The 12,427-nt window shown below is 69.6% G+C and carries 10 protein-coding genes; 2 read left to right on the top strand and 8 right to left on the bottom strand.

What is annotated here, in order from left to right; translation table 11 throughout:
* The 4 genes from BZY54_RS47215 to BZY54_RS47200 all read right to left on the bottom strand — a co-directional run.
* A partial coding sequence (locus BZY54_RS47215) for a carbohydrate ABC transporter permease (RefSeq protein WP_208640981.1) occupies window positions 1-862 on the bottom strand: 862 nt, incomplete at its 3' end.
* A complete protein-coding gene (locus tag BZY54_RS47210) occupies window positions 859-1,788 on the bottom strand; it encodes a carbohydrate ABC transporter permease (RefSeq protein WP_086731458.1) in 930 nt (309 codons plus the stop codon). The genes BZY54_RS47210 and BZY54_RS47215, both read right to left, overlap by 4 nt.
* A 19-nt stretch (window positions 1,789-1,807) precedes the next feature.
* A complete protein-coding gene (locus BZY54_RS47205; RefSeq protein WP_086731457.1) occupies window positions 1,808-3,121 on the bottom strand; it encodes an ABC transporter substrate-binding protein in 1,314 nt (437 codons plus the stop codon).
* A complete protein-coding gene (locus BZY54_RS47200) occupies window positions 3,118-4,305 on the bottom strand; it encodes an ROK family transcriptional regulator (RefSeq protein ID WP_244217695.1) in 1,188 nt (395 codons plus the stop codon). The genes BZY54_RS47205 and BZY54_RS47200 overlap by 4 nt, the downstream gene beginning before the upstream one ends.
* Before the next feature lie 188 nt (window positions 4,306-4,493).
* Between BZY54_RS47200 and BZY54_RS47195 the strand changes: the two genes are divergently transcribed.
* A complete protein-coding gene (locus BZY54_RS47195) occupies window positions 4,494-6,653 on the top strand; it encodes an alpha-galactosidase (RefSeq protein ID WP_086731456.1) in 2,160 nt (719 codons plus the stop codon).
* 506 nt (window positions 6,654-7,159) lie between these two features.
* Window positions 7,160-9,040, top strand: a complete 1,881-nt coding sequence (locus tag BZY54_RS47190; RefSeq protein WP_208640980.1) for a Na+/H+ antiporter NhaA — start codon at window positions 7,160-7,162, stop codon at window positions 9,038-9,040.
* 127 nt (window positions 9,041-9,167) lie between these two features.
* Here BZY54_RS47190 and BZY54_RS47185 read toward each other — a convergent pair whose 3' ends face one another.
* The 4 genes from BZY54_RS47185 to BZY54_RS47170 form a co-directional block, all read right to left on the bottom strand.
* Complete coding sequence (locus BZY54_RS47185; RefSeq protein ID WP_086731454.1) at window positions 9,168-9,419, bottom strand: hypothetical protein; 252 nt, start codon at window positions 9,417-9,419, stop codon at window positions 9,168-9,170.
* A gap of 27 nt (window positions 9,420-9,446) precedes the next feature.
* On the bottom strand, window positions 9,447-10,499 hold the full coding sequence (locus BZY54_RS47180) for a hypothetical protein (protein WP_425276395.1): 1,053 nt from the start codon (window positions 10,497-10,499) through the stop codon (window positions 9,447-9,449).
* 189 nt (window positions 10,500-10,688) lie between these two features.
* Window positions 10,689-11,492 (bottom strand): polyphosphate kinase 2, encoded by an 804-nt coding sequence (gene ppk2, locus BZY54_RS47175; RefSeq protein WP_086731452.1) that lies wholly within the window; start codon window positions 11,490-11,492, stop codon window positions 10,689-10,691.
* Window positions 11,493-11,740: 248 nt separating this feature from the next.
* Window positions 11,741-12,205, bottom strand: coding sequence for an SRPBCC family protein (locus BZY54_RS47170; protein WP_086731451.1), 465 nt, complete (start codon window positions 12,203-12,205; stop codon window positions 11,741-11,743).
* Window positions 12,206-12,427: the final 222 nt, after the last annotated feature.

Here is a 12,427-nt window from a genome sequence, read left to right as displayed (position 1 = left end):
CCAACCCCATCCTCATCGCGGTCAGGAGCGCACCTGCCGCGATGAGGTTGGGGTTGGTGAAGTACGCGCCCTGGAGATTGGCCAGGGCGGAGGTGATCGGGCGCTTGGCACCCGTTTCGATGAGCGCGAGTGACCAGAAGAAGTCGTTGTAGATCCAGATGGATTCCAGGGTCGCGAGCGCCGCGAACGCCGGGCGGCACAGCGGCAGCACGATCTGGAAGAACTGCCGCCACACCGGGGCGCCGTCCACGAGAGCCGCTTCGAAGATCTCCTTCGGGACGGTCTTCATGTAGTTGCTCAGCACGAAGGTGCAGAATCCGCACTGGTAGGCGATGTGGATGAAGATGATGCCCCAGAGGGAGTTGTAGACGAGCAGGGAGTCGCTCATCCACGCGGGCAGCGGTACCAGAAGGTAGAGCCGGTACAGCGGAGTGATCAGGACCTGGGCGGGGAGAAGGTTCCCCGCGGTGAACAGCATCAGCAGCGCGATGTTGAAGCGGAAGTCGAACCGTGAGACGAAGAAGGCCACCGCTGCGGCGAACAAGAGGGTGCCGAGTACCGCCGGAACCGTGATGAGCACGGAGTTCCAGAAGAAGTGCGGCATCCCCGACTGCTCCCAGGCGTCGGTGAAGTTCCGCAGGCTGATGCTGTGCGGCCAGGACAGGTACCCGTGCCGGGTGGTGTCGGAGTAGGGGCGCAGGGAGGTGTACACGGCCCACAGCAGCGGGACGAGCCACAGCAGCGCGATGCCGCCGAGCAGGATGTGCCGTCCGGTCTGCCGCTTGGGCCCTTTCGAGGTCGCGGCGCGGTACGCGGGCAAGGGGCGTGACCGGCGGGTGGGCGGCGGGGCGGTCGTGGTCACTGGTCCTCCTTGCGGAACGTCTGGACGAGGAACGTCCCGATCGCGGCCAGGGAGACGACGAGCAGGATGACCGCGAGCGCGGACCCGTATCCGATGTGGCTGGACTCGCCGATGATGTTGTCGGTGATGAGCAGCGACAGCAGTTCCATGCCGGGCTTGCTTCCGGTACCGCCTCCGAGCACGTAGACGACGTCGAAGGCGCGCAGTGACTCCATGACGGTGACGACCAGGATGATGATGTTGACCGGCTTCAGGGCCGGCAGCACCACCCTCAGGAAGGTCTGGCGTCCGTTGGCGCCGTCGAGGGCGGCCGCCTCCTTCAGGGCGGGGTCGAAGCCCTTCAGCCCGGCCAGGTAGAGGATCATGATGTAGCCGGTGTGCCGCCAGCCGGAGGCGACCAGGACGGCCCACAGGTTGAGGTGGGGATCGCCCAGCCAGTCGATGTCGTGGCCGATCACACCGTCGAGCAGGCCGGTGTCGGGGTTGTAGATGATCTCCCAGACGAAGCCGACGACCGCCAGGGACAGCACCATCGGCATGAAGATCGCCGTTTGGTAGAAGCGGGTGAAACGGATCTTGTGGTCGAGCTGGTAGGCCAGGAAGACCCCGAACGGGGTGGGGAGCAGCGCCGTGAACAGCAGCCAGACCACGTTGTGCCCGACGGCCGGCCAGAACGGCGGGTAGTTGGTGAAGATCTGGTGGTAGTTGCCCAGCCCGACCCAGTGGATGTCGGACAGGGTGAGGCCGTCCCAGCTGGTGAAGGACAGGCCGATGGAGGCGAGCGCCGGCAGCCACACGAAAACGAGCAGGGCGAGCACGGGGATGCCGACGACGAGGGCCAGGAAGAGGCGGTCACCAGGACCGAGCCGGCGGGGACGAGGATGTGCGTGCGACGGCGACCGACGCATGGTGCGCACGGAGGACATGGTGAACCCTTCCGCGGGATCAGGCCGTGAAGAAGCGCGAGCGCTGCGACTCGATCTTCTTGAGGAGGGCTGAGCCGTCGTCGGGGTGGTTCAGCCACTCGGTGAAGCCGGGCTCGACCACGGTGGAGATGAATCCGGGGTCGCTGTCGCGGTCACCGAACTGGGTGATGTGCTTGGCCCCGGCGATGAGGTCGGCCGCCTTCTTCTGCAACGCGTTGTACGACCCCTTGTCGGCGCCGGAGTTGACGGCCACGTTGCTCGGGTCGATGCCCATGTAGATGCCCTCGGCCTTCGCGCTGCCGAGGAACTCGAGGAACTTGGTGGCACCGTCGGGGTTCTTCGGCCTGCGGCTGAGCATGAAACCGTCGGTGGGCGCCTCGACTGTGTCCTGACCGTAGGTCGGGTCGATCTCCGGGAAGGGGAAGAAGTCGATGTCGGAGCGGAGGGACTCCTCGGTGACCTGCTGGCCGAGGAAGAGACCGATGATCGCCATTCCGGACTTCTTGTCGAGCAGCGACTGGGCGGCGTCCTGCCACGAGCGTCCGCCGCCGTTGGCCTGGTAGTAGGGGGCGAGCTCGCGCCACAGGTCGATCGTCTTGGCCGCGCGGGCGTCCGTCCAGGCGGCCTGGCCCCTCATCAGGGACATGTGGAAGTCGTAGCCGTTGGCGCGGAGGTTGAGGTAGTCGAAGGCGCCGAGGATGCTCCAGCTGTCACCGCCGCCGTAGCCGGAGGCGATCGGCGCGAGGCCGTCCTTCTTCATCTGCTTGGCCAGCGCGACGAACTGGCTCCAGTTGGTCGGGACCTGATAGCCGTGCTGCCGGAAGACGCTCTTGCGGTAGAAGACGGCCCATGGGTAGTTGTAGAGCGGGACGAAGTAGTACTTCCCGTCCTCGCCCTTGGACAACTGCTTGGTGGCGTCGCTGTAGCCGGCGCCTATCTTGGCCCATACGTCGTCGATGGGAGTGGCCAGGCCCTTTTTGGCGAAGTACTGCATGCGGTAGCCGGCGAACCAGGTGAAGACGTCGTCCGGGGTGCCCTGCAGGTAGGTGGAGATGCTCTTCTGGAAGGTGTCGTGGTCGACGACGTTCGTCTTGACCGTGAGGCTGCTGTCCTTCCGGAAGGCGTCCGTCACCGCGGCGTAGGCCTTCTTCGGGGTGGCGTCCCCGCCGTTCGACCCGAAGGTCACCGTCTTCGGGTCGGACCCGCCCCCTGCCCCGCAGGCGGCGAGAGCGGGCACGGCCAGGGCGGCGGCCCCGACACCGAACAGCCCGTGAAGCACCGTCCTGCGGCTGGGACCCGCGGCGGTCCGGAGGCTGCGGCTGTGCAGCGTCATTGCTTCTCCTCGTAGGTTTCTGATCCGATGAAGGACTGGATCGCGGTGGCCGCAGCCCCACGTGCCCACTCCTCGAAAGGCAGGGGACGTGTCATCACGTCGCACTGCGAGGCGGTACCGAAGGCGGAGGCGGCGAACGCGTCCCGGATGCCCTCGGCGAAAAGGTCGTAGGCGGCAAGGCCTTCCCCGGAGATGACCACCCGCTCGGGGCCGAGGAGGTTCACCAGGGAGCCGATGGCCTTGCCGATGGCTTCGCCGGCCCGTGCGTAGGCCTCTCGGACACCGGGGTCTCCGCGGTGGGCCAGATCCAGCGCCTCGGCCGCGGTGGTCACCTGCTTGCCCGTGGCCTCGCGCACTGCGCGGACGATCGCGGGGTCCGCCGCGATCGCCTCCACGCACCCCCGGTTGCCGCAGTGGCAGAGCGGGCCGAGCGGGTCGAGGGACAGATGGCCGATCTCACCGGCCACGCCGTGTGAACCCGACACCACCCGCCCGTGTACGACCAGGCCACAGCCGATGCCGGCACCCACGGTCACCAGGGCGAAGTCCGAGAGGCCGACTCCGGCCCCGAACCAGTGCTCGGCGACGGTGAGCGCCCGCACGTCGTTGTCGACCGTGACCGGCAGCCCGGTCGCGGTCCCGACGATCTCGGCGAGCGGTACGTCGCGCCACTCCAGGAAGGGGGAGTAGCGGACGACCCCGTTCGCGCGGTCCACGTCCCCGGAGATGGCGAGGCCCAGCCCCCGTACCCGGACACCGAATCCGTCGGCCTCCGTGAGCAACTCCTGCACCAGGGCGGTGAGGGCGGGGAGCACGGCCTCCGTCTCGCGGCCCGTCAGCCGTACGTGCCGGGAGATCCGGATACGGCAGCACAGGTCGGAGAGCACGGCGATGATCTCGTCGCCCGTCACCTTGATCCCGATGAACAGCGCCCTGCCTCCGTCCACCCAGACCAGGTTGGCGGGACGTCCCACCGCCGGCCGGGCCTCTTCGTCCACACCCTCGACCAGATAGCCGAGCTCCATCAGCGGACGGACCGCCTTGGTGACGGCGGCCGGAGAGAGCCCGGTCCGCCGCCCCACCTCCGCGCGGGTGAGCGGACCGTGGGAGAGCAGGGTGGTGAAGACGAGGGAAGCGGCCGGTGTCATGGCCGGGGCCGCCCCGTGGGAGTCGGTCGAGCGCATGGCCGGAAACTTAGGGAGCTTCTTTTCTGCTGTCAATAAAAAAAGCATGCTCCTTTTGACGATCAGTCACCGAGCCTGTCAGCCTGCAAAACAGAGATATGGACAGGGGATTGACATGTGATCAGAGGCAAGGTTGGCTGCGCACTGGTCCCGGTCCCCTGTGTGGCACTCTCCGAACGTGAGGATCAATGTCTGCCATCTCCTTCGACCCCACCTCCGGTGTCTGGCTGCTCTCCACGGTGCGCACGTCGTACGCGATGCGGATCGACCACACGGGAGCGCCCTGCCACCTCGCCTGGGGACCGAGGCTGCCCCTTGCCGCCGTCGGCCGACTCGTGCCGCCTCATGCCGGGGACGTCAGCAGCTTCGAGGGCCGCTCACCGGCCGGTGAGGAGCTGCCGGTCGACGGTGGGGCCCGGTACGGAGCGCCGTCGCTCCGGGTGCGGTTCGCCGACGGCACCCGCGCCTTCGAGTGGGCGCATCTGGACCACCGGATCAGCGAACCGGCACCCGGAACGACCGAACTCGCCCTGGAGTTCGGTGATCGCCACTACCCGCTGGCGGTCACGCTCCACTACCGCGTCCACGACGACACGGACGTCATCGAGCGCTGGACCGTGCTGCGCAACACCGGACGGGAACCGATCGCGGTGCTCCGCGCGGACTCTGCCGCCTGGACGCTGCCGCCGCGCGACGACTACCGGATCAGCCATGTCACGGGCCAGTGGTCGGCGGAGGGCCTGCTGCACCGCGAGCCTGTCCCGCACGGCGAGACCGTGCTCACCAGCCGGCGCGGCATCACCAGCCACCACGCGAACCCGTGGCTGATGCTGGACGCCGGCGATGCCACCGAGGACCGGGGCGAGGTGTGGAGCGCGGCCCTGGCATGGAGCGGCGGCTGGCACCTCACGGTGCAGCGCACGTCCGACGGACGGACGGCCTTCACGGGCGGCGCGGGACATGACGGAACGGCTCTGCCCCTCGGCCCGGGCGAGGAGTACACCACCCCGCGCTTCGCGGCCCTCTACACCGACCGCGGCTTCGGCGGGGCGAGCCGTTCCTGGCACGCCTACGTCCTGGCCCATGTGCTCCCGCACCCGGACGAGACGCGTCCCGTGCTGTTCAACTCCTGGGAGGCCACCGGCTTCGACGTCGACGAGACCAGTCAGAAGGAGCTCGCGGCCCAGGCGGCGAAGCTGGGCGTGGAACTCTACGTCGTCGACGACGGCTGGTTCGGGGGTCGCCGCGACGACACCGCCGGACTCGGCGACTGGGCGCCGGCCGCCGAACGGTTCCCGCAGGGGCTGGGCCCCCTCGTCGAGGAGGTCCACCGGCTCGGCATGCGCTTCGGCCTGTGGGTGGAGCCCGAGATGGTCAACCCGGACAGCGACCTCTACCGGGCGCACCCGGAGTGGGTGTTGCACTTCCCGCACCGCACCCGCACCGAACTGCGCAACCAGCTGGTGCTGAACTTCGCCCGCGACGACGTCGCCGAGTGGGCGTACACATGGCTGACCCGGCTGGTCGCGGACAACGCGATCGACTTCCTCAAGTGGGACATGAACCGCGCCTTCAGCGAGGCCGGCTGGCCGGCGCAGGAGGACGGGCAGGACCTGCTGTGGACCCGGTACGTGCTCAACCTCTACGGCGTCATCGACCGGCTGCGCGCCGACCACCCCGGGCTGCGGATCGAGACGTGCAGCGGCGGGGGCGGCCGCGTCGACCTGGGCATCCTCTCCCGTACGGACCAGGCGTGGCCGTCCGACAACACCGACGCGGCGGACCGCGTCACCATCCAGCACGGCTTCGGCCAGATCTACCCGGCACGGGTGATGGCGGCATGGGTGACGGATGTGCCCAACCAGCTCACCGGCCGCTCGGTGCCGATGCGCTACCGCTTCCACGTCGCGATGGCGGGCGTCCTGGCGGTCGGCGGGGACCTCGCACACTGGACCCAGGAGGAACTCACCCAGGGCGCGGAGATGGTGGCGCGGTACAAGGAAGTCCGCCACATCGTGCAGCACGGCACCCAGCACCGGCTGCGGGGTCCCGTCGACGACGGACCGACCGCCGTGCAGTACAGCACCCAGGACCGCCGGGAGGTCTTCGTGCTGGTGTGGCAGCGGGCACCCCGCCACGGCATGCCCCGCCCCGCCCTCAGGCTCGCCGGCCTGGATCCCGCCGCCCGCTACCGGGACGCCGCCACCGGCGCCGTGCACCACGCGTCCGTACTGACGGGGTACGGGATCACGCCCGAGCTGCCGGCAGGTGACTGGTCCAGCACGTCCCTGCACCTGATCAGGGTGGACGACGAGGCGGTCGACGACAGCGGCCGATCCGCATCATGAGTGTTTGACACGGCTGGTGGAGCCCGGCGCGTTCGGGGATGCCCCGGTCAGGGGGATCGCTGCCGTAAGCGGTGGCCGGACGGAGACCCGAGGCCTGTGCCGGAGGACTTGCCGGGCTCGGGGTCGATCACCGTCGAACTGGACGCCCTCGCCCGTATGCTCTCCGGAGCGGCCCGGTTCCGCGCCGTGCGGGCGACCGGCTCGTGACCACACCGGGCTCTCGACCTGGGAGAACCTTCCCGCCCACGGAATGAAGACCGGGCCGTGGCTGTTGCGCCGACATCAGGGGCCGAACACGACACTCGGTGCGAGGTGGAGATGAGTACCGTCCTCACACAGCTGCTGACCGGCTGGAGAAGACCTTCGACAGGCACCGCACCGACGCCGTGGGCGCCGTGCTCACCGCGGACGCCGCACGGGTGCGAGGTCGCTCCAGGAGCGGCCGGCTTCGGGGACGTGCCGGGCTCGCCGACACCACGTGTCGATCGTCGCGTGCGCGGGTGAGCATGTCCGCCCCACCGAGCGACTTCACCGGCCAGAGCACCTGCGGTGAATCCGGCTCACCGCTGCGCGTCTTCCTGCGGACCGAGACGGGCAGCGCCGCCGTCCTGGTGGCGGCGGCGCTTGCGGCGCTTGTGTGGGCCAACGCCGCCACCCACGCCTACGAGACGTTCTGGAACACCCACCTGTCCGTCGGCATCGGCGCTCACGGCCTGTCGCTGTCCTTGCGGGAATGGGTCAACAGCGGACTGATGGCGCTGTTCTTCTTCGTCGTCGGCCTGGAGGCACGCCGCGAGTTCGACATGGGCGAGCTGCGCGACCGCAGAAGACTCGCACTGCCGCTCGCCGCCGGCATCAGCGGGATGCTCGTGCCGGTCGCCGTCTACCTCGCGCTCAACGCGGGCCGGGGGTCCGCGCACGGCTGGGGAGCGGCGATGTCCACCGACACCGCCTTCGCCCTCGGCGTGCTCGCCGTCGTCGGGCGCCGCATGCCGAGCGGGCTGCGGGTCTTCCTCCTCACGATCACCGTGGTCGACGACTTCCTCTCCCTGGGGGTCATCGCCGTCGCCTACAGCGACCGGATCAGGGTGCCGGCGCTGCTCGTCGCGGTGGGTACGTTCGTCGTCATCCTGCTCGTCCGCGGGCTCGGGGTGCGCCGAGGCGTGGTCTACGCGCTGCTGGCGCTGGTGGCGTGGGGTGCGCTGGTCGAGTCGGGCGTGGATCCGGTGGTCATCGGCCTTGCGATGGGCCTCCTGACGTACGCCTATCCCGCGGCGCGCGCCGACCTCGAACACGCCACGGGCCTGTTCCGGAAGTTCCGCGAGCAGCCGACGCCTGAACTGGAACGCTCGGTACGGGCGGGGCTCGCCGCCACCCTCTCTCCGAACGAGCGTCTGCAGGGCCTCTACCACCCGTGGACCAGCCACGTCGTCGTACCCTGTTTCGCCCTGGCCAACACCGGTATCCGGCTCGGCGCCGACCAACTGGGCCGGGCGTTCACCTCGCCCGTCACACTCGGCATCCTCCTCGCGTTCGTCCTCGGCAAACCGCTCGGCGTCGTCGGGGGGACCGCGCTGACGTACGCGCTCGGCCGCGGCCGCATCCGCCTACCGATCGGCTGGGGAGCCGTCACCGTGGGCGGAACCCTGGCCGGAGTGGGGTTCACGGTCTCCCTCCTCATCGCGACCCTCGCCTTCCGGGGAACGCAACTGGAGGACGCCAAGATCGGCATTCTGAGCGCGGTGGTCTGCTCCTTCCTGACCAGCAGGCTCGTCACCGCGGTCATCGCCGCACTGCCGCGCCGCACCAGGCGGCGGGCACTGCTGGGCAACGCCGAGACGATCGTCGATCTGGCGGTGCCGGTGGATCCCGACCGGGACCACGTGCGCGGACCGCGGCACGCACCCGTGACGGTCGTGGAGTACGGCGACTACGAGTGCCCGCACTGCGGACAGGCCGAACCGGTCGTCCGCGAGCTCCTCGGCGACTTCGGTGACGTGCGCTACGTCTGGCGTCACCTGCCTCTCAGGGACGTCCACGTCCACGCACAGCTGGCCGCCGAGGCGGCGGAAGCCGCAGCGGCGCAGGGTCGTTACTGGGACATGCACGATCTCCTGCTGAGCCACCAGGGCGCGCTGCGCCTGGACGATGTCCGCCGGTACGCCGCGGACATCGGCCTGGACGTGGCGCGCTTCGAGCGCGACATGCGGTCCCCCAGGGGAGCGGAACGTATCGCCGAGGACGTGGAGTCGGCCGACCTCAGCGGAGTGGCGGGCACCCCCACGTTCTTCGTCAATGGGCGCAGACACCACGGTGCCTACGACATCGGCAGTCTGTCGGCGGCTGTGCGTGCGGCTCGAGAGCGGGCGGCGGTCGGCGCCCGCTGAGGGCGGCCACCGCGGCGCGGATCTCCCGCAGTTCGTGCACGGTGGCCTGGGCGCTGCCGCCGCGGGAGGAGCCTTTTCGTTCGTTCTGCAGGAACGGGGCTGCCGTCTTGCCGGAACGGTGGCTTCATCACCCGTCCGTGCCGTCGGTGCCGCTCCGTCCGCCCTCCGGCTCGCTGGTGAGCCGGGTCGCGAGGCGGTAGACGACGGTGACGTCGTGGTACTCCTGGCCGGGGAGGACTCGGGCAGGAAGGTTGGTCCGGTCGCTGTGGCTCGTCGACTCCCGGTCCCCGCTGCCGGGGAAGCGGACGGCTGTCCGGGGTTCCTCGGTGAAGCGGAGCTGATCGGCGCGGACCGTCGACCGGAACGAGATGTCCCACACCGGGCTCTCCGCTCCGGTGCCTGCCGTTCAGGGCGGTTCCTCGCGTTCCTCGGTGGTGCGGCGGCTGGGCCGGGGCGGCAGTCTCCCGTCCTCGCCGCGCGCGCGGCGAGGACGGGAGTGGCCCTGACTCCCGCGGCGGCGCCGGTCCTCGTCGGCAGGCCTGCGCGCCGTACTTCGTCCGGCCGACTCGGTGCGGCGCGGACCGCCGCCCGCCGCGTCCGGGGCGTCCGCGGTGGCGTGGCCGCCCTTCCGTACCGTTTCGCCCGCCGCTCCGGTCACGCCTGCCGCCTTCTCGGCCACGTGCTCGGTGGTACCGCCGACTTCCTCGCCGGCCTTTCCGACAGCCTGGCCCGCCTCCCCGCCGACGTCCTCCACCGCGCGTCCGGCGCTGCGGCCCACGTCCTGGACGGCGCTTCCGGCTCCATGCCCGACGTCTTTCGCCACTGAGCCGACCCCGCGGCCCACGTCCTGGACGGCGGCCCCGGCACCCTGGCCGACGTCCTGGACGGCCCTTCCGGCCCCCGTACCCAGCTCACCGATGGCCTGACGGGTTCCGCCGCCGACGTCCTGCACGGCGGACCCGACTCCACGCGCCAACTCGTGCAGGATCTCCGGGTTGCGATCGAGCGTGGTGAGCACCCGGTTGATGATCATCGCGACATTGTCGAGACGTACCTTGAGCTGGGCCTGTGCCTCCACACCCGAGATGCCCAGGCTCACCCGGCCCAGCGTGACGTCGGCGCCCACGTTCAGCTTCAGCAGATCCAGCACCTCGGCCTGCAGTGAGACATGCGCGCGCAGGTTCTCGACGTCCAGGTCGATCTCGTCGACCTTCAGCAGAGGAACATCGAGAAAGACGTCGGGGTTCGCGTCGGCGGCCACGGGGCCGCCGGCCGTCTCGCCGTCCGGAGCGACGGTGGCCTCGCGGGCTGTGGCCGCATCCTCCTCGTCGTAGGATTCCGGCTCCTCGTCGTACGGCTCGGGCTCGGTGTAGTCGTCGGTGTCCTCGGTTCCGAGTTCGCCCTCGTACTGGTCACGCTCCTCGCTGGTTTCCTCGTCGTGCTCGGCGTTCACGTGCATCACCGCGCCTCTGTGCGATTCCGCCGGATGTTCTGTCCATTTTGATCCAGTTTGGTCATCCGTGCGCTGTCATGCCGATGGCGCTGGGTGAGCGAAGCGGGCAAGGCCGCGCCGCCCACACGGTGCTGCACCGCTCCACCTGCCCCGTCGGTGCCGTACCCGGCGGGCGTGAGGGGGTTGAGCGCCTGCTCAGAGGCTCGCCGCGTGGTCGGGAACGTGGGTCTGCAGATCGCGCGGCGGGCGCTGGTAGCCGGTCGAGGACGGCCGATGCGGAAGCTCGAGGACCGGCGGTGGCACTTCGTGGTACGGGAGCGTGTCCAGCAGGTGGGCGATCATGTTCAGCCGGGCCCGGCGCTTGTCGTCGCTCTCCACGACGTACCAGGGCGCCTCGGTGATGTCGGTGTGCACCAGCATCTCGTCCTTGGCCCGGGAGTAGGCCTCCCAACGGGTGATCGACTCCAGATCCATGGGCGACAGCTTCCAGCGGCGCAGCGGATCCTCCAGACGGCGCCGGAAGCGCTCCTGCTGTTCGGAGTCGCTCACCGAGAACCAGTATTTGCGCAGCAGGATCCCGTCCTCCACCAGCATCCGCTCGAAGATCGGGCACTGCCGCAGGAAGAGCTGGTGCTCCTCCTTCGTGCAGTAGCCCATCACGTGCTCGACACCGGCCCGGTTGTACCAGGACCGGTCGAACAGAACGATCTCCCCGGCGGCGGGCAGATGCTGCACGTAGCGCTGGAAATACCACTGCGTGCGTTCGCGCTCGGTCGGCTTCGGGAGCGCCGCGATCCGCGCCACCCGCGGATTGAGATGCTCCGCGACCCGCTTGATGGTGCCGCCCTTGCCCGCCGCGTCCCGCCCCTCGAAGACCACCACCAGCCGGGCACCCTCGGCACGCACCCACTCCTGCACCTTCACCAACTCGGTCTGCAGGCGCAGCAGTTCCTTCTCGTACACCGCGCGCGGCAACTTCGCCGCCTTCTTACCGGCCATGCCGCCTCCATCACCCGACGACTCACTGCGCCCGAGGCGGATCACCAGGACGCCACCGTGAGTTCCCACGAAGAACGTACGCCACGGCCGCGGGCCGCCGGATGGCGACAGCGCGTCCGCCGTCGGCCCCGACGTGGTCTTGATCTACATGGGTCGCCCTGAACCGGGGTGAGCGACGCATGGACGCGGGCACCGGCGCTCCTGTACGCCTCACCGGTGCGAACCCTCGTCCCTGGCACGCAGTGCCGTCACGAGTCGGCGGCGGGCACCTGCCGAGCCAACTCCGCGGCCAGGCGTTGCACGGCCCTGCCGTTGGCCCGCCGCATCGTGGCCCGGACGGCGGGCGCCAGCAGGCGGTCGGCGACAGGCGCGCGCGTCCAGGCGTATGTGAACGAGACGCGACTCCCACCGGCTGACAGCGTCTCGATGGTGTAGGTGCCGTGGGCCAGACGTCGGCCGGCCGCGCTGATGTTGCGCTCGACGATGCGCCGGGGCGCCTCGGCCTCGACCACTTCGATGGTGACGTCGGTCTTCATGCCGCCCAGCGTCGCAGTGACAGTGGCGCGCGATCCGATGCCGCGGCCGGGGCCGCCGTAGCGCCAGTCGGTCAGGTAGTGGTCGGTGAATCGCTCGTGGTGAGCCATGACATCGAGGAAGTCGTAGACCTGCTCGGGAGTCTGCGGTACGTCGATCGACACGGTGACAGACTTCATGCACCGCACGGTACATGCCTCGTATACGAAGTGGTGCACCCTCGTTGCGGCGATCACGGATGACTAGGGCGCGGTCACCGCGGAGAATACTGACGGCCCCTCAATCAGCGGCTGCGCAGGGCCGTGTCCGTGCTGGCGTGGCTCCCGCCCCGGGCGGGAGCAACGAGTGCCATCGGAGGTGCGACGGGGTTCGGCGTACGGACCGGTGTGTTACGGGAGGTT

Source organism: Streptomyces carpinensis, assembly GCF_002154505.1.
Classification (GTDB): domain Bacteria; phylum Actinomycetota; class Actinomycetes; order Streptomycetales; family Streptomycetaceae; genus Streptomyces; species Streptomyces carpinensis.
Note: the sequence above shows the minus strand (reverse complement) of the source record. Positions and strands in the feature narration are given on the sequence as shown.